The following is a 23,219-nucleotide window of genomic DNA, read 5'->3' on the forward strand; positions in this document are numbered from 1 at the left end:
CGACTTCAAAAGCGTCTACCGGTGGTTACATGAATCAGTTACTGCCGATAAAAGGACTCATCAGGCAATCGCGCAACGAATGGAGCAACTCGCAGAGTTGATGCCGCCGTCAGTCGTAGAGGAAGCAAAAAGCCCCTTAAATTAGGGGCTTTCAGGTTTCTTAGGATAAGCGAGAGCGGAAATCTTCGTACGTAAAATGACGGATACGTTCAAAACTGCCGTCTTCACGCAGAATGCCAATATCTGGATGTTGTACACCATTAAAGAACGTTGTTTTTACCATGGTGTAATGCATCATGTCGGCAAAGACTAATCGGTCGCCGGGTTTTAACGGCTCATCAAAGCTGTATTCGCCGATGACGTCACCTGCCAAACAACTGTTGCCACCAAGGCGGTATCGGTAAGGTTTATCAGCAGGTAACCCTGCACCCTCGATATGCGGTCGGTATGGCATTTCAAGAACGTCGGGCATGTGCGCAGTAGCGGAGATGTCTAACAGTGCGATAGAACCTTGGTTCTCGACAATATCCACTACTTCACAGACCAATGGACCCGTTTGCCAAGCAACTGCTGATCCGGGTTCTAAAATAATGTCCAAGTTGTAAGTCGCTTTTAACCGTTGCAACTGGCTAATTAGATGGTCAACATCATACCCTTCGCGCGTCATTAAATGACCGCCGCCCAGGTTTAACCACTTCACCTGATGCAATAAATCGCCAAACTTGTTCTCTACGGCTGCGAGCGTCCGCTCTAAAGCGTAGGAATCGCATTCACATAGGTTGTGTACGTGTATGCCTTCTACATCGTCTAGTGAGACGTTTTCAAGCTCACTTGCGCGTACACCCAGTCGTGATCCCGGTGCACTGGGATCATAGAGTTCGGTATCGGCCTCTTGGTGTTCGGGATTGACCCGCAAACCAACGGATACGCCTGCCGCCTTTGCTTGGTCGGCGTAGGCTTCCCATTGCGAGATGCTATTAAAAGAGATGTGATTAACAATCGGCAACAACTGTTTGATATCCTCAGCCTTGTAGGCTGGAGCATAAGCATGGACTTCGCTGCCGAACTTATCGGCAGCGAGTTGAGCTTCCCAAACCGAGCTTGCTGTACATCCTTTCAAATACTGCTTGATAAGCGGAAAAGCAGACCACATCGAGTAGCCCTTAAGCGCCAGAATGATACTGGCGCCACTTTCTACTTGCACACGTTTCATCAACTCTAGATTGTTACGCAGCAATGCTTCGTCGAGTACGTAACAAGGCGAGGGTATATCCTCACGCAGGTACTTGTTCATATTACTCACCAAAAGGCTGCTCACACTCAGTAACGTGCCAAGGCAAGCCATACTGATTTAGGCGATTCATGAATTCATCTGGGTCGAATTGTTCCATGTTCCAAACGCCTGGTTTCATCCATTCGCCTTGCAACATCATTGCCGCGCCAATCATAGCGGGTACGCCAGTAGTGTATGAGACTGCTTGTGCGCCTACTTCTTTGTTCGTTTCAGCATGGTCACAGTTATTGTAAATAAAGATGGTTTTCTCTTTGCCATCTTTCATACCTGTTACATAGGTACCAATACAAGTTTTACCGGTGTAGCCTTCTGCTAACGAGCCTGGGTTAGGCAATACGGCCTTTAAAAACTCAAGCGGTACGATGTCTTGTCCTTGGAACTGAACGGGCTTGATTGACGTCATGCCAACATTCTCCAACACACGCAAATGCGTCAAGTATTGGTCGCCAAAGGTCATCCAGAAACGCGCGCGCTTGATAGTTGGGAAGTGCTTAACCAAAGATTCAAGCTCTTCGTGATACAGCAGATAAGAAGGACGTTCGCCAACATTGGGATAATCTAAATCCTTGCGGACGCTGATTGGATCGGTTTCGTGCCATTCGCCATTTTCCCAGAACTTACCTTTTTGCGTGATTTCACGAATATTGATTTCTGGATTAAAGTTGGTCGCAAAGGCTTGTCCGTGGTCACCGCCATTACAATCGACGATATCGAGATAATGAATCTCGTCGAAGTAGTGTTTAGCAGCGTAGGCTGTGAATACGTTAGTCACACCCGGATCGAATCCCGCGCCTAACAGCGCCATCAGCCCCTTCTCTTTGAAGCGTTCTTGATAGGCCCATTGCCAAGAATATTCGAATTTAGCTTCATCTTTTGGTTCATAGTTAGCAGTGTCGAGGTAGTGCACGCCGGTTTCCAAACACGCGTCCATGATTGGTAAGTCTTGGTATGGCAGGGCTACGTTGATGACTAGTTTAGGCTGCACTTGGCGAATCAGATCCGCGACTTTAGCAGAATCGTCAGCGTCGACCTGATACACACCTACTACGCGATCGGCGCCGGCTTGTTCCTGCAAGGCTTCACACTTAGAAAGGGTACGGCTTGCCAAATGAATTTCTGAGAACACTTCTGGCAGCTTGGCACATTTTTGTACAACTACGCCGGCAACACCGCCCGCGCCAATGATTAAAACCTTAGACATTCGCTCTATCCTCTATCGTAAATGCAGTATCATTTCTTGCTGCGAAAGATAGCATAAAATTATCAGTGCTTCATTCGCTATCTTTGCCTTGTGTAACTGTCATGTTGAGCTTATTTGCCGCAAATGTCCAAAGCTTGCTAACGTGTTCAATGGTCATCCATGTTGGTCGATCATTTAAGTGACCAGCAGAAGGCTGTGTAAGCAGTAGTATCGGTTTGTCGCAGTTTTGCGCGCGTTGCAAAGCAGCAGCAAGTTTATAACTGTGCCAGGGCGCCACGCGAGTATTGTTTTGGGATGTGCTGACAATAGTCGCCGGATAACAGCTTGGTTTTTCGATATTGTGCAGTGGCGAATAGTTATAGAGCGTATTGAATTGCGACGCATCGCTACTCAGTCCATATTCGGTCGCCCACGCTTTGGCGTTGGCGTTGGCCGTTTGATAGCGCAGCATGTCAAACAAGCCATTATCAAGTAACGCGACGTTAAACAACTCGGGCGACTCCGCCATCACTGCAGCACCTAGCATTGCGCCATTGCTGCGACCGTAAAACGCTAACTGGTCGCGCGTGGAATACTGGTTTCTAAGTAGATATTCGGCGGCGCCTTTAATATCACGAATGACCTGTAGCTTACCGGTTAATCGGCCTGCGTCGTGCCATTGTTCGCCGAACTCGCCACCACCGCGGACATTGGCAATTGCGACTTGGCCACCGAGTTCCAACCACGTCAACCAAGCAGGGTTGTATGTAGGAAGCATCGAGATACCAAAACCACCATAAGCGATGAGCAGCGTAGGACGTGCTGTTGGCTCGGATTTAACATCTTTACCAACGATAAACATTGGGATCGGCTGGCCATCAGATGAGGTGTAGGTAACTTGTTTAGCTTGATAGCTGTCGACGCCTGCCGGCTGTTTGAATGAACGCCAAAGTGTCGTGCGTTGCTGTTCTGCTTGGTAGCGATAGATGCTGCCAGGTTGAGTGAACTGTTCAAATTTAAAGAAAGCCTCACGCCCGATTTTATCTGCTGTGAGCTCCGAAATATGGCCCTGCCCAGGTAGCGCTAACTCCCTTAACACGTGCCCCTCTTGGCTAAAAATGACTAAGCGTGACTGAGCTTTATCTAAATAATGAGCAATGATCTGATCATTAATCACAACGGCGTCAGCTAACGTTTGCTGTTGTTCCTCTACCACGATTTTCTGAGATTGTTGCGGTTGCTGGATATCTAATGCAGCGAGTAACCCTCGACCTTGCTTACCCCGCAGTTTAAATATAAGTGATTGTCCGCTGCGGCCGATAAACGTGGCAAATTCATTATCAGGAAAGTTTATGGCAATCAGTTCGTTGGGCTGCTTTACATCTGCCAGTAAGTACCAACGATTTTTGTCAAAGCCAGACGTCTCTTTGATCAATAATGCAGAGGTATCGGGTAACGTATAGATATAGCTGTCATTTTTTATCCCGGTTGCAATCCGTTTGTCTTGTGTTTGTGCCGAACCTAGCTTGTGGAAGTATGTTTGAACCGGTGCTTGGCCATCATAACCGCCATCACTGCTTTGCGGATAGCGACTGTAGTAAAACCCCTTCGAGTCCATAGTCCAGGCGAGTGGAGTAAACTTCACACCACTGATCACTGGTTGCGCGGGCGGTTTTGGCTCGGCAACTGGCGTGATGTACCAATCAACCCAGTCGCTGCCTTGTTCGCTCAACGAGTAAGCGATAGTCTTGCCATCAGGCGATACACTATAGTCGTGAATCGAGGTCGTGCCAGAGGGATCAAGTTGGTTGGGATCGATCACGATATGTGGTGCGCCCGAGTCTGATTGACGTACGTAGAGTACCGACTGATCTTGCAAGCCATCGTTTTGCAGATAGAACCAATGTCCAGCGACTTCGGTAGGCGCACTGGTACGTTCGTAATTTGATAACTCTGTCAGCCGTTGTCGAATAAACTCAGCGCTGCTTAACTGACCTAAGCGTTGTTCTGTATAACGGTCCTCTGCCGCTAGCCACTTTACTACTTCCGAGTGCTGTTCATCTTCTAGGCTGCGAAAGTCGTCAGTGACCTCCTCGCCGTGATAGTTATCGGTCACGGATTTTGAGGCAAGAGTGGGATAGCCATAGGGATTCTCAGGCTTGGCTGCTGGTTTTTCGTTCTGACTCGAGCACGCTGAGACTAAAGCGAAAATTAACAGGCTAGCAAACCGTGTGTGCTTCATAGGATATCCCTTTGGTGAAATGAACGTACTATTCTATGAACCCTGACTCAGTGACTCAATCGCTTTACAGAATTTTAGCGATATCTGAACGTATTAGTGCGCTGAGTTGTTTGAAGGAATCTGCTTTATAAGTATGTTTGAGTGACTGCATCGCGTTTTGAGGTACGGCAAAGTCAGATGGAGTAAATGTGAGCGCATCATGGTTGCTGACTAACGCACAGGCAAATAGCACACTGTCTAGCGGCAAAATGGCTTCTTTAAAGGCGCTGAGTAAAGCGTTTGTGGTAGCGTCGAGTGTGTTTGATGGAATCTGGCCGTTAAACCACCAACGCAGCTGAGCGGCACCCCATTCACAAAGAGGCGTACACAACGCTTCAGCGTCAGCTGTTATTGGGAAGACCCAAAGCGATGCATAGCGCGCGCTGACGCGATCTTGCTTACTACTGAGCCGGATCAGGTGGTAGCCGTTGGCACGCCAAAATTGAGCTAAACCTGGATCGTAACCAAAACTTGTACCGAGCGCATGCACGTTTTGCGTTGCTGCCCAGTGTTGAACGGCATTGAGGATATTCGAGGCGATATGCTGTCGACGGTGACTTTCTTGGACGGCGATTCTACTCACTCGGCACCATCGTAAGGCCGCTAGACGGGGGCTTTGCAGAAAGTAAGTGAGACTTTGAGGCAATAAATTTCCAGCTGGACGTCGTTTGCCTAATTGCACTTGCAAAGCGAGGTCATCTGCCAGTGGGCCTTCTAGCGCGAGCCAGGCAACCGCGATGACAGAGCCATTGTTAACGTGCAAGTAAAGGTAATGCTGCGGCTCATCGAGTAATAGTTTGAGATCATTTGGACTACTTTGGTAGTGGGCTTCGAGTAGTAACTCAAACGCTTGGTGCAGAGCATCCTCTGGTAGCTTGCTGGCATGATAAACGCCGCTATCTATTGACTGGGTTAATTGTCGTGGCGCCGCATTCAGCAGTAATGCTTGCTGTAGCCAATGCTCTAAAGGGTCACCCGTTAACCAACGGATGGGGTCTTTTAATGTGTGCATCTTCACGTGAGCAAACGTCCGTTCGGCCCACTCGACAAAGTGAATAGCAAAGCCTCGGCCACACCCCTCATAACCATCTACAGTTGTCGCTAGCATCCACGCCGGATACTTTTGCACCAACTTTTGAATCGCCCATAAAGGAATACCTGCCGCTTCATCGATAATGAGTCGCTCTGTTGAGCCAGGTTGATCAATCAGTGTGTCCCATGCAACAAAGTGAGCATGAGGTGCGTGTTTCAGTAATACTTGAGCATTAGCTTTTCTGGGCGCTGTGACAATACATTGGCTTGCGTTGTCGGCTTGAGCAAGCGCTGTCCCTAAACAACTGCTTTTACCACGACCTCGTGATGCAATAACGATATGCACAGATTCCTTGTCCTGCAACTGTTGGACAAGGTCCTGTTGGGCTGCCGTAGGCAGTGAAGGTGGCTTAGCATCGCTTGTGGTCTCAATGGGCGAACGCATTTGCCAACAATCGATGAGCCGCTGTAACGCGGGAGAAGGCCGTTGTGGCGTCAGTAGCACTAGCTCGCCACCGGCGACTAAAGTGCCACACAAAGAAGCTATGGCATCAAAATTCAGTTGGTTTCGACAGTCAATGACAACTTGGTTGAACTCGTGTCCAAGATAGTCTCTATAACGGTTGCTGGCTGCATGGGCTGCTGTATCAGAGTCAGATAAATAAAGCGAAAGGTTTTCGGGAGGAGTATCAAAAGAGGGGCTCAAAAGAGCCCCATCTGACATGATACGTAACTGTCTAAAGTCAGTATTCTCTAGAACCACGTGATGCCAAAGAATTTGCTTAATACGGTGTTGACGAATACCACAAATAGGATGGCAGGAATAAAGGTGGTAATGGATACACGTACGTATTTGGCTAAGAATGTATTGGGATAATTGCTATTACCCTCAGATAACTCTTTTTCAAGGCTGCTATACCGCCAGTGCCACCAAACAAATAAGCAAATGAGCAAACCGTTAAGCGGTAAAATGGTGTCATAAAACACATCGTAAATGACATCAAACACAGACTTTGTAGCGCCGCCGTAACTAACAAACTCGGTAAATGCTGGTATAAATCCAAATGAAGTGGCTGCGATAATTGTGAGTACTGTGGTCGCTGCACACATAATTGATAGTGCTTTTTTACGCGACGTGCCACGTTGTTGAATGATGGCTGCCGTCGGTACCTCGATAATAGAAACCAACGAGGTAATGGCAGCTACAAAAGCGAGCAAGAAGAAAATGGTGGCTGCAATGCTGGCGCCAACGTATCCAATTGATGCTTCTAAAGCGATAAAAATTTGTGGGAAGAATGAAAAGATCATGCTTACCGAAGAATCGCTAAGTGAGTTAGGGTCGGTATTCGGGTTAATTGCGAATATCGCCGGCAAGGTCATAAGGCCTGCGGTGAAAGCGACCGCGGTGTCTGTAATTGCGACAAGCTTACCGGAGGTTACAATATCGTCCTTGCGGCTAAAATAAGAGCCATAAGTGATGAGAATGCCCATACCGAGTGACAAGCTGAAGAATGCCTGTGAGAGGGCGCCACTGATTACCGAACCATCAATTTTGCTAAAGTCAGGAACTAAGTAGAACTGAATGCCGAGCGATGCGTTATCTAATGAAAGTACAAAGATAACGAGTAAAATCAGCATAATAAATAACGCTGGCATCAGGAATTTAGCCGCTTTCTCAATACCCTGGCGAACGCCGCCCATGAGAATAATGTTGACGATTAACGTCACCGCGACAAGGAAACCAACAAAGCTGTAGTCGTTGACAAATTGACCGAAGTAACTCGGGTCCGCTAGTTTATTGAGGTCACCGATGGCGGCATGGTAAAGATAACCGAAAATCCAGACAGTGATGACCATATAAAATATAGCGATCATGAAAGGAGTGAGAACAGCTAAGAAGCCCGAAAAGCTCCAAAATGGTTTGCCACTGCCTAATGCTAAATAAGAGCCGAGCGGATTTTTTTGAGCTTTTCGGCCAAGCCCCATTTCGGCAAGCATGACGGGTAGACATATAAATGCAACAAAGAGTGCATAGATTAAAAGAAACGCTCCGCCACCATTTTTAGTTGCAGCGACAGGGAATCCAACCAGGTTACCAATACCAACCGCTGAACCTGCGGCAGCTAGGATAAACCCGATCTTGGAACTGAATTGATCGCGTTGTTCGCTCATTAGTTTCCTTCTTTTTAATTGTTATTGTAGAGCTCTATATAGCGAGCCAAAAATTTAAGCAATCCTAGCAAGGGGCAGGGCGCTCGGCAAGCATGCGCCCGCCTGTTCTGCGATTAAAGGTGTAAAGCGTAGGTTTAATAAGGAAATTTAAGAGGTTCTGCGGTTTACCAAGACTGCATTTCTATAATTCGTGACACACAGCGCTGAAACGGAAACTTAAGTAACTCAGCCTGATACAGGCGGTCGGGCTCATCGGCAGCATTAAGTATGAGTAAGCAACCTCGATCGTAGCACTCATCGACTAACGCGATAAAACGGCGAGCCTCATTGTCCAAGTGACTTTCGTGTTGATGCGCTGCGTCGCGTTGGTAGCCGTCCTCGACTCCTTGTTGAATTGAGTTTTTCGGCTTAAAAGTAAAACGTGGAACCTTATCAACGGCGATCTGCTTATAGTGCTCCGCGAGTTCCATATAGTCACGCTGGCTTCTTGGACCCGAACAGAGCTGAGCGAAGTCAAACAGAATCGTCTTTTCTGAACGACATATACAAGGTAAGTCGCGGTTCATGATGGTCACTGGCTTATTATCAGATAACTGACCAAAGTGTGCGGCGACTTGCTGCTGAAAGTCTTGTGCTGACTGCTCAATAAAGTAATACGGCGCTTCACCCTGTTTTAGTCGGCGGTAATCAATACCTGAATCAAGGTCAATGATTTGGCATTGTCGCTCGAGCAACTGAATGAAGGGTTCAAAGCGGTGCCGTGCAAGACCGCCCCGATACAGCTCTGACGGTGGTGTATTTGAGGTCGTGACGAGGGTGACACCATGACTGAACAACGCCTGCCAGAGATTAGCTAACAGCATGGCATCACCAATGTCTTCGACGATAAACTCATCTAAACATATCACTCGATATTCTCGCGCCCATGCGTCAGCGATAGTTAATAGGGGGTTCGCTTCGCCTTGGTGTTGATTGAGCTGATCATGAATGCGCTTCATGAAGTGGTGATAATGTAATCTGATTTTGCTCGGTACGGCTAGGCTACTATAAAACAAATCCATCAACATCGACTTACCGCGACCGACGGGACCGTAAATATAAACAGATTGTGGATGCGCATATTGAACAAGTTGCTGGCGCAGAATATCAAGACGAGCGCACACAGATTCTTGCAGTGCATCCGCTTGCAATTTTCCTGAGTGAATAAGGCTTTGATACTGTGTCTTTATCATAAAAAAGCGGCCGGTTGAGGGAACCGGCCGAACTCGTTGCTAGTGAACAGCCATTAATACATCATGCTGTAAAGAGTTCTACGCGCCTTCGATGCAAGCGGATCACCGTCAGGTAATTGATTGATAACGTCGAGTGCATATTTTTTAGCTTCAGTGCGTGCGGGATCCTTTCGCATTACTTCAAATAACAATGAAATGGCTTCTTCATCTCGGTGCGACTGGTGCAATTGTAGCGCGAGTTTGATTTTTAATTCGCTATTATCTGGCTCTTCCTCGACCTGCGCTTGTAGTGCTTTAATCTCTGGCGAGTCGGCGCTATCTTCAGCGAGTTCGATTTTGCTCATGATCCGTTGATAGTCACTATCTTGCTCGACCATTGGGATCGTCGCCGCGAGCTCCTTAGCTTGTGCTAAACGACCGTGGTCGACCGCTGCTTCAGCCAGTAATTTGATGGCAGTCATGTTGCTATTATCAATGTCAAAAGCCTGTTTGGCTTGAGTGTAAGCTTCTGCAGCGTTGCCTTCGGCAAGCGCTTGTTGTGCATTTTGAATAAAACTATCGGCTGGGCTTGGCAAATGGGGTTCGAGCATTGTCATGATTTCAGTTTCAGATTTAACCCCCGCGAAGCTGTCAACGGGCTGACCGTCCTTAAAGAAGGCTACGGTAGGCAAACTACGAACGCCAAACTGCATGGCAAGCTCTTGTTGCTCGTCACAATTAATTTTTGCCAAGGTAATGTCGTCGGGGTATTGGCTCGCAATACGTTCTAATACCGGCATTAATTGTTTGCAAGGCTCGCACCAGTCGGCCCAAAAATCGATGATCACTAATCGCTCTTTGGAGCCTTCTAATAAAACTTGCTGAAAATTTTGTAGCGTAATGTCGACAATATTGCTTTGTGCCATGAGTCAGCCTTTATTTAATTGTATCAATACATAGCAACATCGGGGCAACCCATAGAAAATTCAATGGCATCATTACTTGAGCCACGCCAGCAGCTTGTCTTTAAGTTTGGTGTAAGGAGGATAACGCAGCGCTACGTCGAACTTAAAGGAACGTTTCATGACTGCCTTTTGGTGACTGAGCGTGTCAAAACCAAATTTACCGTGATAACGACCCATGCCACTTTGGCCAACGCCTCCAAACGGAAGCTCCTCGTTAAGCATAAACATCAACGTATCGTTTGCGCAGTAGCTTCCGGCACTGACTTGGTGCTTAACTTGTTCTAGGGTGCGATTATTTTTACTAAAGGCATAGCACGCTAACGGTTTCGGCTTTGCTATCACGTAATCAATGGCGGCTTGTATGGACGTCACTGATTTGATTGGGAGTAGCGGACCAAAGATCTCTTCGTGATGAAGTGGGTGCTCGCTGTCCAGTCCATCTAAGTTGATGAGTGTGGGCGCGATGTAGTTATCTTTACGCTGATAGTCTCCGCCACTGATGATGTCTGTGTCGTCGAGTAGCTTTACGAGACGTTGCCAATGGTTGGCACTAATAATTCGACCGTAATCATCGCTCTGTTGCGGGTCACTGCCGTAAAACAGTTCGATTTGCTCTTTGATTTTGCTTATCAACGTATCGCGAATGCTGTCCTGAACCAGCACATAATCCGGTGCTATACAGGTCTGACCGGCGTTAAGGTATTTGCCCCAGACCAAGCGTCGAGCGGTGACCTCAATATCACAATCTTCACTTACTATCGCCGGACTTTTACCACCGAGCTCTAGTGTTGTGGGTGTCAGGTGTTGCGCTGCGTTACGTAAAACAGCTTTAGCACCATTACTACCGCCAGTGTAGAAAATATGATCAAAAGGTTGTTGGGTGAGTTCGTTAGCAACCGAGACATCACCGGTGACAACCTTAATCGCATGATTGTCGATATAGTCGCCCAGCTTATTGGCGATGACCTCTGCGGTGTTTGGCGCATGTTCTGATGGCTTCAGTATCACACAATTTCCAGCCGCAATGGCGGCAATAGCTGGCGCGATAAGTAGCTGCAGGGGATAATTCCACGCCCCTAAAATAAGCACGGTACCGAGCGGTTCAGGATAGAGCTGACTTGAGCCAGGCCAAGCCAGTAACGGCGTTTTCACACGCGTCGGTTTAACCCACTTATTGAGGTGCTTCAGTGTGTAATCGATGTGACTTAATAAATAGTTGAGCTCAGTTAATCGACTTTCGCTTGGATGTTTACCCAAGTCCTGCGTGAGGGCGCGCTCGATCGAAGACTGCTCTTTTGTGAGAAAGTTTTTAATGCCTTCTAGCTGTTGTTTACGCCAAAAAACCGGGCGTGAAAGCCCGGTTTTGTAGGTGTTACTGAGTGAATCAAATAACTCAGCTATTGATGGGGTCGTGCTCATTCAAGGCCGCCTAACGTGATGGTCTTAATTTCCAAGTACTCATCTATACCGTATTTTGACCCTTCACGTCCAATACCCGATTCTTTAATTCCGCCAAAGGGGTTATAGGCGTGTGAGATACCGCCCGTATTAACGCCAACCATGCCATATTCAAGCCCTTCACTGACTCGGAATATGCGTGCAGTATCTTTAGCGGCAAAGTAGGAAGCAAGACCGAACGGAGTGTCGTTCGCCTGTTGAATCGCTTCTTCCTCAGTTTCAAAACTCGAAATTGCGATGACGGGACCGAAAATTTCTTCTTGCGTGATTTCCATGTCCTGAGTCACACCCGAAATCACCGTCGGGGCATAGAATAAGTCGCCCAGATCGGTCATCACTGATCCGCCTTCTTCTATCTCTGCGCCATCGGATTTAGCACTGATGACTAAACGTTGAACTTTATCGACAGCGTCTTGATCAATCAATGGTCCCAGATCGACGTCTTCTTTATCACCTGGACCCACATTAAGCGCTTTAACTTTAGAGACCACTTTCTTAATGAACTCTTCTTTCACGCTATCTTGTACCAACACACGGTTCGCTGAAATACAAGTTTGACCGCCGTTGCGGAATTTGCACGCCATCAACTGTTCGGCGGCTGCATCTAAATCGGCATCATCGAACACGATAAAGGGTGCATTGCCACCGAGTTCGAGCGAGATCTTTTTAACGTTCTCGGCACATTGCTTCATTAAGATCTTGCCGACACCCGTTGAACCAGTGAAAGACAGTTTTCTAACTTGTTTTGATGTTGCCAGAATTTCGCCCACGGTTTTCGAATCCGTGGTCGGTAAAATATTAATGACCCCGTCCGGAATACCGACTTCACTGGCGAGCTGAGCCAGAGCGAGACTTGATAAGGGTGTCAGTTGTGGTGGTTTAACAACGATGGTGCAACCAGCTGCCAACGCAGGCGCGACTTTGCGCGTGATCATTGCGTTCGGGAAGTTCCAAGGCGTAATCGCGGCACATACACCCACAGGTTGTTTGATCACCATGACACGCTTGCTGTTATCGGTAATTGGTAGAATATCGCCGTTGATGCGTTCCGCTTCACCGGCAAACCAATCGACAAAGCTAGCACCGTACTCGACCTCACCAACAGCTTCAGGAACAGGTTTGCCTTGCTCGGCGCTCATCAGTTCGCCCAAAGCCTGCTTGTTGTCCATGATGGCTTGATACCACTTGCGCAACAGTGCTGCGCGCTCTTGAGTGGATGTGGCACGCCATTTAGCGAGTGCTACTTCAGCGGCGTTGATGGCTCGCTTCGTGAGATCGCCATCCGCGTCGGCCACTTCTGTGATTACCTCGCCATTGGCAGGGTTTGTAACGGCGAACCGTTTTTCCGTCGGTACCCAATGCCCCTCAATGAAACAATCCTGCTTTGTGAGTGACGACATAGAGTGAGATGACATAACGCCTCCTGTTATTCGGGTTAGTATATCAATGTAGGCAAAAACTAATGGAATGGTTCAGTTTTTTAGAAAAATAAATGACTATCTCTGTGTAAATGCATAAAACGTATACAAATGAGTTGTAATTTTCCAATAACTAGGTACAATTCGCGCCTCGCAGTTATCCGTGTATATGAAACACGCAATCTGCGACCGAGTAAGGGTAAGCCTAATTTCTAGAGATGCTCAAAAGCATAATGGTGGCCGGGCGAAACCCTCGAACACACATCGTGGTTTATAACCACCTTATGACTTTGAGATTTTTATGAAAAATGATACTACCGCTGTGTCTTTCCAAGACATGGCATTGCCTTCTGTTGTCTTAAATCAACTTGAAGCGCTAGGTTTTACACAACCTACACCTATCCAACAACAAGCCATTCCTAGCTTATTGGAAGGGAATGATGTATTGGGTGAAGCGCAAACCGGCACGGGTAAAACCGCCGCGTTTTCACTGCCAGCTTTAGCTTCAATTGAAGCGAATCAACGTCAAACTCAGATGCTTGTCGTGACGCCGACCCGTGAGCTCGCGATCCAGGTCGCTGATGCCATCGAAAGCTTCTCTAAGCAAATGAAGGGTATGGAAGTCGCAACCGTTTATGGCGGCAGCGCCTTTGGGCCACAAATTCAAGCGCTAAAACGTGGCGCGTCTGTAGTTGTTGGTACGCCAGGTCGATTGATCGACTTACTCAACAAGAAAGTGTTGAAGCTTGACGGACTGCGCTTTGCTGTGTTGGATGAAGCCGATGAAATGCTAAACATGGGCTTTATTGAAGACATCGAAACTATTTTACAGTCGGTGCCGGATACCGCACAACGTGCGTTGTTCTCGGCGACGATGCCAACCGCTATTCGTAAGTTAGCCAAAACGTACTTGACGGATCCTGTGAACATTCGTATTGCTCCCGTAGAGCAGGCGAAGGCGAACATTCGTCAGCGCGCATGGAAAGTCATGGGCATGACTAAAATGACAGCATTGACTCGTCTTTTAGAAGTGACTGAATATCAACGCGCGTTAGTGTTCGTGCGTACGCGTCAAGATACTATGGACGTGGCAGAGCTTTTACAGCGCCAAGGATTCCGTGCAGCACCTTTGAGTGGTGATTTGAACCAAGCACAACGTGAACAAACAGTCACTCAATTGCGTAGCGGCCACATTAAAGTGCTCGTAGCAACAGACGTTGTCGCGCGTGGTCTTGATGTACCCGAAATTACTCACGTCATTAACTACGATCTACCGAGTGACACCGAGTCATACGTTCACCGTATCGGTCGTACCGGTCGTGCAGGTCGTAGCGGCGAGGCTATCTTGTTCTATCGCGGTAAAGAGCGTCACTTGTTACGTCATTATGAAAAACTGACGAACGGTTCAATTGAATACTTTGACGTACCTTCAGCAGAAGAACTGAGTCGCTTCCGCCAAGAGCAATTGCAGCAAAGCCTATTGAAGCAACTTGAGTCGGATGTTGACAGCAACGTTCAGAAGCTTCTCAGCAGTTGGTTAGCTGACGGGTCGATGACCGCTGAACAGATCGCGCTGAGCCTATTGGCTCAACGTAACCAGCAACAGCCGTTGTTCGTGAAAGAAGAGCGTCGTCCGCGTCCTGAACGCGCAGAGCGTGCTGATCGTGATAACGGACGTCCTCAGCGTGGTGAAAAGCGTGTACGCGCGACCACTAAACGTGTGCCGGATAGCGAGTTCGATACTTATAAGATTCAGGTCGGCCGTGACCACGGTGCGCGTCCAGGCGATATCGTGGGTGCCATCGCCAATGAAGCTGAGATCGATAGCCAATTCATTGGTCAGATTCAACTGTTCGCACAGCACTCGTTGGTACAACTGCCCAAAGGGATGCCTGCTGAATTGAAGAAAGCGTTGCAACGCACACGCGTGCGTCAGCAGCCGATGGCACTTGAGTTATCTGATAGTCCGCTTAAGAAAATGCCGCCTCGCGCGAGTAAAGGCAACGGCGACAATCGCCGCCGCGCTCCGCGTAAAGGTCAACCTGCTGCACGTCGATTCAATTAATCGGCGTTAGCTAACCCGATGTCGGCCAGAGATTGTGTGATAATCATCTGGTCGATATCATATCCCCACTGTTTTGCTTTAGCTAATGCAAAGTCAATATCGCTTTGATCGACATTAGGTGAGCGCGCCAAAAACCAAAAGTAGTCGTGTGAATCGCTCGTAACAATCGCCATTTTGTAGTTGGGTGATAACCAGCTGACATAGTATCCCCCATAAAACGGCCAGAAAAAGGTTACCTTGTAAGCGGCTGACATGCCTTCTACAGGCTCGGCTTTGCCAATTGCGGTCTGCCATTCGTCATCCACTACATTATAACCGCGATTAGTCACCTCGATAGTGCCGTCAGCGTTGAGTCGGTACTCTGCGGTGACGCCTTGCAGGTTTTCTTCAAAGCTGTGCGGCATACGGATAATTTCATACCATTTGCCCAAATATTTTTCCGCTGAGAACTGTTTTACTGTCGGCGCCACGGGCGTCGGGTCAGATTTGCAGCCGGGTAGGGCGAACAACACAAATAAAGATAAGAGACCGAGTAACGACTTGTTTAAATAACTCATGATTATAAATCATCCATGTTGTTTAAATAATATTCTGCTTGCTTGGCAAGCGCCTTTTGTTCTTCTTGCGTTTTCTTGTTCCACACCGAATACATCATTGCCATGCGTTGATTATTACTAAAGTGTGATTCATGTCGAGCCAAGAATTGCCAATAAAGCGAATTAAACGGACATGACCCCTCGCCAGTTTTCTTATCCGGATTATAGCGACACTGAGAACAATGGTGACTCATTTTCTTTATATAATTTGCGCTTGAAATATAGGGTTTGGTGGCTAGCACACCATTGTCAGCATATTGACTCATACCACGGGTATTAGGGAGTTCTACCCACTCGAGTGCATCAATATAAATGCCGAGATACCATCCATCGACTTGATCGGGATCGCAGCCCGCTAATAGTGCAAAATTTCCAGTCAGCATAAGACGTTGAATGTGGTGTGCGTAAGCGTACTTTAAAGACTGTTTAATGGCTTGCGATAGACAACGCATATGTGTCTCACCATCCCAAAAAAACTTCGGCAGATCGCGTTGATGTCCGAGCGCATTAAGATTCTTATATTCAGGCATGTGATGCCAGTAAATGGCGCGGATAAATTCTCGCCAACCAATAATTTGTCGAATAAACCCTTCAACTTGATTGATACTGATTGTGCCTTCATTTTCGCGCCAATGAGTGAGAACTGCGTTCACGACTTCCATTGGATGTAACATTTTGCTGTTCATCGCAAATGATAAACGTGAATGGTACAAGCTCCATGCGTGATCGTGCACTTCAGTATCCGTTATCGCATCTTGGTAGGTGCCAAAGTGAGCTAATTGGTGTTGGCAAAAGAATGATAAAATATCCCGAGCTTGCTTGCGTGTGGTCGGCCAAATAAAGTGTTGAGGATCGATGTCTCCAAAGTAATTAATATCCTGTTGTGTCACCATTTGGTGAATATCTGTGACATCATTCGCTGGGCAGCTTGGGGCAATAACAGAGCTACTTTTTGGTAGCTTGTTACGGTTATCATGATCATAGTTCCACTGACCACCTTCGGGTTTGTCGCCCTCCATCATGATATCGAACTGCTTTCGTACGCGACGGTAAAAGCTCTCCATCAAAAAATTATCACGACCGGGAAACCACTCAGCCAAAACAGTTCGTTGGGTAAGGAAGTGCTCACTGTCGACCCAGTCAATGTGTATATCTTCTTTCCCCGCCCAGCTACGGAGTTGATGATCAACCCGGTACTCGTCGGGCAGCATGCAGCTCAGCTTCGCGTTGGGGTGCTGGGCTAATATGGCCGCTAAGTTCTGCGTAAGTGACTGGGTGTTGTTTGCATCATCCAGTTTCATGTAATGAACTCGATGACCTGCTTGCTCAATGGCGCTGGCAAAATTACGCATCGCGGCAAAAAAAGCAACGATCTTTTGTATATGGTGTTTGACGTAATCAGTTTCTTGGCGCATCTCCATCATCACGTACAGCACGTTATCATGCTGCGTGCGCCACCAAGTGTGCTTCGCGTTAAGCTGGTCGCCCAATACTAAGCGAACTTCCCTTATGTCACTCATCGTACGTGTCTGCCCCCTTGAGAGGGATCTCCTCTAGGGCTTTATCGGGTTTAGCATAACTGAGTCGAAATAGTCTCGAGGCGCTGTGATAGCTATCAAGGCCAGATACCGCGACGGTCTCTAATGTGTTCAAATCAATAAAGCCATCTTCTTGGATCGCCTCCTCGTCAGTTTGAATCCATTGAATTTCGCCAATGACAAAGTCGGTACCATTGTGCGTAATATTAGTAATTTCGACGAGCTTTACACCCATTGAGAGCGGGCTTTCTTTAACGAAAGGGGCGTGAAAACCATTACAACGGTCAGGCGTTAAGCCGGTTGCTTCAAACTCCGATACCTTTCTATCGTATCGCGCTGCCGTTTGATGTGCCGCTTTAACTATCGATTGGGATACATGATTAATCGTATAAACACCTGTTTCTTCGATATTTTCCAATGTATGGCGCTCAACTGAATCGGGGCGCATGATGAAACCAATGAGGGGAGGGTTAGCGCCTAAATGAACCACTGAGCTGACGATTGCCAAGTTGTCTTCATTTTTACGGCTACTAGTACCAATTAAGTTAGCGCTTTTATAACCCGATAATGAGTTGATGAAATTAACACGATGACGGTTATCCATATTAGCCAAGTCGGCCTGAGCGATATGCTTTGTCATAAGTTGAATACTCCTCTTTTGCTTTCAGTTACGTGCTAGTCTAGGGATAGGATCTAATACCGAACTGCTTTAATTTGTGGCATTATGGGCAGATTAAATGATTAGGGAGCCGTTATGAGCGACGCACAACAAAAAGTTAATGTAATCTGCATCAAATGGGGTGACAAATACGGGAACGACTACGTCAATACATTGTACTCGATGGTCAGCCGTAACCTTAGCTTACCCTATCGGTTTGTATGCTTTACAGACGAAGCAGAAGGTATTCGTGATGAGGTCGAAGTTAAGCCGATTCCAAAAATTGGGTTTGAAGACTTCGACGAGAAGAAAGCATGGGCGAAAGCGCATGGGTGGTTGAAGTTAACGTGTTTTGCGAATCCTCTCTCTGATTTAACCGGACCCACATTGTTTCTTGATTTGGACATCGTCATTGTTGGTTCGCTCGATGACTTTTTTAAACCGGAAGGTGACTTCATGGTTATAAAAGAGTGGGACAAGTCAGATGCTACCGGTAATACCTCGGTATTCCGTTTTGAAGCGGGGGCTCACGAGGATGCGCTGGATTATTTAAAGGCCGATCCCGAGAAAGCAACGGAGTCTGTTCGCAACGAACAAGAGTACATTACACAATTTGTCGACCGCCAAAATCGTCTGAAGTATTGGCCAGAGAAGTGGTGTCGAAGCTTCAAACGTCATTGTATTCGACCGTTCCCGTTGAGCTTTTTCCAACAGCCGCGGATCCCCGAAGATGCGCGCGTTATTATTTTCCACGGTAAGCCACATCCCGATGATGCGTTAGCGGGTCGTAGCGGTAAGTGGTATCGTAAAGTGCTACCAACCCGTTGGATAGCTGAATACTGGCAATAAGCATGTTACGTTGGCTCTACAGCGGTGTGATGACAGGTGTCGCACCGCTGGCGCTTGCTTGGTTTTATTACAGAGGCCGAAAAGATGCTGGTTATCGAGCGCATCATTGGGAGCGACTGGGTCGCTTGGAGGTTACTGACACTGAGCAAAACGGATTACTCATCCATACCGTATCGGTGGGTGAGACCATCGCTGCGCGTCAGTTGATTCAACAAGCTATTGAAGAGTTTCCGCATAGCCCCATCACGATTAGTTGCATGACGCCTACTGCACGTCGTCTCATCGAGCAAAGTTTTGGTGATAGGGTGTCTGTGTGTTACTTGCCTATCGATCACCCTTGTGCAGTGCGGAGCTTCCTGTCGAAGCTCAGACCGCGCGCGATTTGGGTGATGGAAACTGAGCTTTGGCCTAATTTGGTGTATCACGCCGGCCAACGTCATATTCCTGTGAGTCTCCTCAACGCCCGTCTATCAAAACGTTCAGCACGCGGTTACGCCCGAGTCGGGAAACTCATGCGTGAAAGCTGGCACAGCCTAGCTTATGTTGGCGCACAGTCGCGTGCCACAGCAAAGCGTATGTTATGTTTGGGGGTAAGAGATACGAGGCTCTATATTGATGGTAACTTGAAATATGATGTTTCCGTGCCCACATCAGAAAAAGTAGCCGCAGAGGAATTACTGAAATTGCGCGGAGAACACTTAGTTTGGCTGGCTGCAAGTACGCACCCAGGCGAGGAACAAGCGGTACTGAGCGCGCATCAAAAACTGTTAGAAACGTATCCAGCGATGCTGCTGATTTGGGCACCACGTCATCCTGAGCGGTTTGATGAAGTTGCAGCGCAACTTCAGAGTTCTGAACTCGTTTGGATGCGCCGTAGTGAGTTGAGTGATCAAGGTGTCCCATCGGACTGTAATGTGTTGCTAGCCGACTCAATTGGCGAGATGTTGAAGTGGTGCAGTATTGCTCAAGTGACTTTTGTCGGTGGAAGCTTAATTGAGCGCGGCGGACATAATCCGCTTGAAGCCGTAGCGGCAGGTTCAGCTGTCGTTAGCGGAAGAAAGATATTTAATTTTGCCGAGGTGTATCGGCTGTTAGACGAGCAGCGGGCTGTGCATTGGGTTAAGGACTTAGATCTTGCCACACCACTGCAATATTTATTTGATAATGATTCATTGAGAAAAACGAGCGTAAGTGCCGCTGAAAACGTGCTTAGCACGCATCAGGGCGCCAGTCGACGTATGCTTAAGCATGCGCAAAGATTTAGCGATATAGGACAGCAAATGATAGCGACATTTACGACAAAACGTGATGTGATTAAGTTTGATAAGGACGTGTTGCCAGAATTTGAGGATAACTTTTTTTCTGCCAAATATTGGCAGCAGAAAAAGGCCATAGCAGGCAATGCGACGGGCCGTGCAACTGTTTGGTTTATTCAACAGGGGGATCACGGCATGGTGTTGAGGCACTATTACCGCGGTGGACTTGTAGGTAAGGTCAATAAAGATAAGTTTATGCGAGAGCCGGTAGAGCGAAGCCGTGCTATCGCAGAGTTTGATTTGTTGGTAAAGCTACGCAATCAAAATTTACCTGTACCTCGGCCTATTGCTGCACGTATGCGCAAAGTGGGTGTCATGAGTTACACCGCAGATATTTTAGTTGAAGTGATTCCTGGCGCTGTGGATGTTTACCGATTGCTCCGTGAACGTCAATTGAATGTAGAGCAATGGCAGTCTTTAGGTGCTGCGATACGTCAGTTGCACGATAAGAACGTGTTCCACTCAGACTTGAATTGCCACAATATCATGCTCGATGATAATGATAAGCCTTGGATCGTTGATTTTGATAAGTGTGGATTTAGAGAGCCCGGTGAGTGGAAAAAGGAAAACTTAGACAGGTTACTGCGCTCATTGAAGAAAGAAAAAGCTAAGTACGATACCTTTTATTGGAAAGAGAGCCGTGATTGGCCCGAGTTATTGACCGGTTACGAAAAAGGTTAGCACTTACTCTAAACGTCTAATAAAAAGGCCTGCCAAGTTTAACTTAGCAGGCCTTTTTTGTACCGTCGCAACCTAAATGATTAGTCGCGAATCTGTCCGTTACCTGTCACTACGAACTTCTCAGTTGTAAGCGCTTGTAAGCCCATTGGACCGTATGCATGCAGCTTACTGGTTGAGATACCAATCTCAGCGCCTAAGCCAAGCTGACCGCCGTCAGAGAAGCGTGAAGATGCATTTGCCATGGTCACTGCAGAATCAACTTCGCGAATGAAACGCTTAGCTGTCTGATCGTTTTCAGTGACGATGACTTCGGTGTGTCCGCTGCCAAAACGTTTGATGTGCTCAAGTGCACCATCAAAGTCATCAACGGTACGGACAGCGATTTCAAGCGCAAGATACTCTTGGCCGAAATCATCGACTGAAATTTCATCAGCACCGTCAAAATAGCCCACCGATTTGTTGCAAGCGTGAATGGTCACGTCTTTTTCTGCCAATGCTTTGGCTGCCATCGGTAAGAACTTATCAGCGATATCTTGATGGACTAGCAGACCTTCCAGCGCATTACATACACCTGTGCGTTGGGTCTTGCCATTAAGCAAGATGGCGAGCGCTTTATCAAGGTCGGCATCTTTATCAACATAAAGATGGCACACGCCTTTGTAATGTTGAATCACTGGGATCTTACTGGTATCGCTCACGAAATGAATGAGGCCTTCGCCGCCGCGAGGAATCACCAAATCGATGTAGTCTTTCTGCTGCAGTAGCTCGGTCATGACTTCGCGATCTGGCGTTGGTACTACAGTGATCACATCTTTTGGTAAACCGCTTTGCTCTAAAGCCTCATGCAGTGCATCAGCGATAGCTTTACTACTTTCGATTGCTTCGCGACCACAACGCAAGATGACTGCATTACCAGATTTAAAGCACAGTGCTCCCGCATCCGCTGTGACATTCGGGCGTGCTTCATAAATCATGCAAATGACACCCAGCGGAATACGCATTTTTTCGATTTTTAATCCGTTAGGGCGTTCTTCTAACAGGTAGCTGTCACCCACTGGATCTTTTAGGTCGATAATTTCTTCGATAGCCGTCGCCATGCCTTCAACACGTTCTTCAGTTAAATGAAGACGATCCATCATTGCATCGCTCAGACCTTTTTCTTTGCCTGTTTTCATGTCCGTTTCGTTCACTTTAAGAATTTCATCTTTATGTGCACGAATCGCATTCGCCATCTTCTGTAGTACGGCGTTTTTCTCTTGTTCTGACAGTGTTGCCACCGCGTGTGCCGCATCGGCCGCACGTTTGGCAATCTGTTGTGCTAAATCTTGACTCATGAGTCCTCCAAAATCATCAAATCGTCACGGTGAATCACTTCTGTAATTGGGCTGTAACCAAATTGTTCAGCAATATCTTCCGTCTGCTGACCTTTGATGTGTAATAGTTCGTGAGAACTGTATTGGCAAATACCCTTAGCGATTGCGTCTGTATCATTTGCGCTGCGGACGAGTACCGCATCGCCTCGGTCAAAGTCGCCTTGAACATCGACAATACCGGAACTTAACAGTGACGCACCGTTCTCTAATAAAGCTTTTTCTGCACCTTCATCGATTAAAATCTCGCCTTGCGCGACGAGCGTGTGACGTAACCAGTGCTTCTTGTTACTAATGGGGTCTGATTGACGTCTAAATAAAGTGCCAGGAATCTCGCCTTGCAACAGCGATTCAAAAGTCTCGCCTTTGCGGCCGTTCACAATATAGGTATCAATACCGTGTGAAGTCGCTTTTTCTGCAGCCTCGACTTTTGTTCTCATGCCGCCTGTGCCAACCGCACTGACAGAGCCGCCTGCTAGCGAGAAAATACTTTCATCGATTTGCTCAACCACAGGAATTTTCTTGGCGTCTGGGTTCACATTCGGATCGGCGTCATAAAGTCCATCGATGTCTGAGCAAATAAATAATGCATCTGCGTCAACGAGCGTTGCGACCATCGCCGCCAAGTTATCGTTGTCGCCCACTTTCATTTCATCAGTGGCAAGTGCATCATTTTCATTCACAACAGGTAAAATGTTGTGTTCTAACAATCTATTCAGTGTGTTTTTGATACTTACGTAACGTGCACGGTCACGTAAATCACTGTGCGTCATCAAGAGTTGGGCGCATGGAAAGTCAAAAAAGCGCGACCAATACGCCATCATTTCGTTCTGTCCTACAGCTGACATGGCTTTACGAACGGTGACGGGTAACTTTTGATGCTCAAATGGAATATGCTTTCTTCCAGCGGCAACACTGCCTGAAGAAACGAGTACGACCTCTTGGCCGCGTTCTCTACACTCGTTGATGAAACGAGCGATTGGCAGTAGGTACTTGGTACTCACTCCGGTTTCATCTGGCGCAATGAGCGCACTGCCTACCTTTAGGACGGCTCTTCGCCAGGATGGCGCTTTCATATAGACTCCCTTTTCATGAATTCGTTAGTAGTCTAACAGATTGGCTTTTTTTTCTCTAC

At 47.4% G+C, this 23,219-nt stretch carries 17 protein-coding genes; 3 read left to right on the forward strand and 14 right to left on the reverse strand.

Annotated elements, in window-relative coordinates; translation table 11 throughout:
- Nucleotides 1-160: 160 nt before the first annotated feature.
- The 9 genes from nspC to OS145_RS09210 form a co-directional block, all read right to left on the reverse strand.
- Complete coding sequence (gene nspC, locus OS145_RS09170) at nt 161-1,294, reverse strand: carboxynorspermidine decarboxylase (protein ID WP_040488062.1); 1,134 nt, start codon at nt 1,292-1,294, stop codon at nt 161-163.
- A 1-nt stretch (nt 1,295) separates the two neighbouring features.
- Complete coding sequence (locus OS145_RS09175; RefSeq protein ID WP_006956113.1) at nt 1,296-2,495, reverse strand: saccharopine dehydrogenase family protein; 1,200 nt, start codon at nt 2,493-2,495, stop codon at nt 1,296-1,298.
- 70 nt (nt 2,496-2,565) lie between these two features.
- On the reverse strand, nt 2,566-4,716 hold the full coding sequence (locus tag OS145_RS09180) for a prolyl oligopeptidase family serine peptidase (protein ID WP_006956114.1): 2,151 nt from the start codon (nt 4,714-4,716) through the stop codon (nt 2,566-2,568).
- Nucleotides 4,717-4,780: 64 nt separating this feature from the next.
- Nucleotides 4,781-6,550, reverse strand: a complete 1,770-nt coding sequence (locus OS145_RS09185) for a GNAT family N-acetyltransferase (protein WP_131382168.1) — start codon at nt 6,548-6,550, stop codon at nt 4,781-4,783.
- Complete coding sequence (locus OS145_RS09190; protein ID WP_006956116.1) at nt 6,541-7,959, reverse strand: sodium-dependent transporter; 1,419 nt, start codon at nt 7,957-7,959, stop codon at nt 6,541-6,543. The genes OS145_RS09185 and OS145_RS09190 overlap by 10 nt, the downstream gene beginning before the upstream one ends.
- Before the next feature lie 164 nt (nt 7,960-8,123).
- A complete protein-coding gene (gene zapE, locus OS145_RS09195; protein WP_006956117.1) occupies nt 8,124-9,191 on the reverse strand; it encodes a cell division protein ZapE in 1,068 nt (355 codons plus the stop codon).
- Nucleotides 9,192-9,244: 53 nt separating this feature from the next.
- The gene (gene trxA / locus OS145_RS09200; RefSeq protein ID WP_006956118.1) at nt 9,245-10,096 is read right to left on the reverse strand and encodes a thioredoxin; all 852 of its coding nucleotides are present in this window, start codon (nt 10,094-10,096) and stop codon (nt 9,245-9,247) included.
- 72 nt (nt 10,097-10,168) lie between these two features.
- On the reverse strand, nt 10,169-11,554 hold the full coding sequence (locus OS145_RS09205; protein ID WP_006956119.1) for an aldehyde dehydrogenase family protein: 1,386 nt from the start codon (nt 11,552-11,554) through the stop codon (nt 10,169-10,171).
- Nucleotides 11,551-13,008 carry an NAD-dependent succinate-semialdehyde dehydrogenase gene (locus OS145_RS09210; RefSeq protein WP_040488065.1) on the reverse strand — a complete coding sequence of 486 codons (1,458 nt, stop codon included), beginning with the start codon at nt 13,006-13,008 and terminating at the stop codon, nt 11,551-11,553. Before OS145_RS09210 ends, OS145_RS09205 begins: the two co-directional genes overlap by 4 nt.
- A gap of 304 nt (nt 13,009-13,312) precedes the next feature.
- On the opposite strand from OS145_RS09210, the gene OS145_RS09215 reads away from it, so the two are divergent.
- Nucleotides 13,313-15,076, forward strand: a complete 1,764-nt coding sequence (locus OS145_RS09215; RefSeq protein WP_006956121.1) for a DEAD/DEAH box helicase — start codon at nt 13,313-13,315, stop codon at nt 15,074-15,076.
- Here the strand turns inward: OS145_RS09215 and OS145_RS09220 are convergent.
- From OS145_RS09220 to OS145_RS09230, 3 genes are read right to left on the reverse strand one after another with little or no spacing between them, the layout of a single operon-like run.
- The gene (locus tag OS145_RS09220; RefSeq protein WP_006956122.1) at nt 15,073-15,633 is read right to left on the reverse strand and encodes a lipocalin family protein; all 561 of its coding nucleotides are present in this window, start codon (nt 15,631-15,633) and stop codon (nt 15,073-15,075) included. The genes OS145_RS09215 and OS145_RS09220 overlap by 4 nt on opposite strands.
- Nucleotides 15,634-15,635: 2 nt before the next feature.
- Nucleotides 15,636-17,192 (reverse strand): cryptochrome/photolyase family protein, encoded by a 1,557-nt coding sequence (locus OS145_RS09225; RefSeq protein WP_006956123.1) that lies wholly within the window; start codon nt 17,190-17,192, stop codon nt 15,636-15,638.
- A complete protein-coding gene (locus tag OS145_RS09230; protein WP_006956124.1) occupies nt 17,185-17,850 on the reverse strand; it encodes a flavin reductase family protein in 666 nt (221 codons plus the stop codon). Before OS145_RS09230 ends, OS145_RS09225 begins: the two co-directional genes overlap by 8 nt.
- A gap of 114 nt (nt 17,851-17,964) precedes the next feature.
- Between OS145_RS09230 and OS145_RS09235 the strand changes: the two genes are divergently transcribed.
- Together OS145_RS09235 and OS145_RS09240 are read left to right on the forward strand one after the other, a co-directional pair.
- Nucleotides 17,965-18,717, forward strand: coding sequence for a hypothetical protein (locus OS145_RS09235; protein WP_006956125.1), 753 nt, complete (start codon nt 17,965-17,967; stop codon nt 18,715-18,717).
- Nucleotides 18,718-18,719: 2 nt separating this feature from the next.
- Complete coding sequence (locus tag OS145_RS09240; protein ID WP_006956126.1) at nt 18,720-20,714, forward strand: 3-deoxy-D-manno-octulosonic acid kinase; 1,995 nt, start codon at nt 18,720-18,722, stop codon at nt 20,712-20,714.
- Between the two features lie 80 nt (nt 20,715-20,794).
- Here the strand turns inward: OS145_RS09240 and OS145_RS09245 are convergent, their stop codons facing one another.
- Entirely contained in the window at nt 20,795-22,048 is a 1,254-nt protein-coding gene (locus OS145_RS09245) for a glutamate-5-semialdehyde dehydrogenase (protein WP_006956127.1), read from the reverse strand.
- Nucleotides 22,045-23,160 carry a glutamate 5-kinase gene (gene proB / locus OS145_RS09250; RefSeq protein ID WP_006956128.1) on the reverse strand — a complete coding sequence of 372 codons (1,116 nt, stop codon included), beginning with the start codon at nt 23,158-23,160 and terminating at the stop codon, nt 22,045-22,047. The genes OS145_RS09245 and proB overlap by 4 nt, the downstream gene beginning before the upstream one ends.
- Nucleotides 23,161-23,219 lie beyond the last annotated feature (59 nt).

This window comes from Idiomarina baltica OS145 (genome assembly GCF_000152885.1).
GTDB classification, from domain to species: domain Bacteria; phylum Pseudomonadota; class Gammaproteobacteria; order Enterobacterales; family Alteromonadaceae; genus Idiomarina; species Idiomarina baltica.

Coding starts and splice junctions, on each gene's coding strand:
- nspC (WP_040488062.1), bottom strand. CDS start 1,294: ATGAACAAGTACCTGCGTGAGGATATACCCTCGCCTTGTTACGTACTC.
- OS145_RS09175 (WP_006956113.1), bottom strand. CDS start 2,495: ATGTCTAAGGTTTTAATCATTGGCGCGGGCGGTGTTGCCGGCGTAGTT.
- OS145_RS09180 (WP_006956114.1), bottom strand. CDS start 4,716: ATGAAGCACACACGGTTTGCTAGCCTGTTAATTTTCGCTTTAGTCTCA.
- OS145_RS09190 (WP_006956116.1), bottom strand. CDS start 7,959: ATGAGCGAACAACGCGATCAATTCAGTTCCAAGATCGGGTTTATCCTA.
- zapE (WP_006956117.1), bottom strand. CDS start 9,191: ATGATAAAGACACAGTATCAAAGCCTTATTCACTCAGGAAAATTGCAA.
- trxA (WP_006956118.1), bottom strand. CDS start 10,096: ATGGCACAAAGCAATATTGTCGACATTACGCTACAAAATTTTCAGCAA.
- OS145_RS09205 (WP_006956119.1), bottom strand. CDS start 11,554: ATGAGCACGACCCCATCAATAGCTGAGTTATTTGATTCACTCAGTAAC.
- OS145_RS09210 (WP_040488065.1), bottom strand. CDS start 13,008: ATGTCATCTCACTCTATGTCGTCACTCACAAAGCAGGATTGTTTCATT.
- OS145_RS09215 (WP_006956121.1), top strand. CDS start 13,313: ATGAAAAATGATACTACCGCTGTGTCTTTCCAAGACATGGCATTGCCT.
- OS145_RS09220 (WP_006956122.1), bottom strand. CDS start 15,633: ATGAGTTATTTAAACAAGTCGTTACTCGGTCTCTTATCTTTATTTGTG.
- OS145_RS09225 (WP_006956123.1), bottom strand. CDS start 17,192: ATGAGTGACATAAGGGAAGTTCGCTTAGTATTGGGCGACCAGCTTAAC.
- OS145_RS09230 (WP_006956124.1), bottom strand. CDS start 17,850: ATGACAAAGCATATCGCTCAGGCCGACTTGGCTAATATGGATAACCGT.
- OS145_RS09235 (WP_006956125.1), top strand. CDS start 17,965: ATGAGCGACGCACAACAAAAAGTTAATGTAATCTGCATCAAATGGGGT.
- OS145_RS09240 (WP_006956126.1), top strand. CDS start 18,720: ATGTTACGTTGGCTCTACAGCGGTGTGATGACAGGTGTCGCACCGCTG.
- OS145_RS09245 (WP_006956127.1), bottom strand. CDS start 22,048: ATGAGTCAAGATTTAGCACAACAGATTGCCAAACGTGCGGCCGATGCG.
- proB (WP_006956128.1), bottom strand. CDS start 23,160: ATGAAAGCGCCATCCTGGCGAAGAGCCGTCCTAAAGGTAGGCAGTGCG.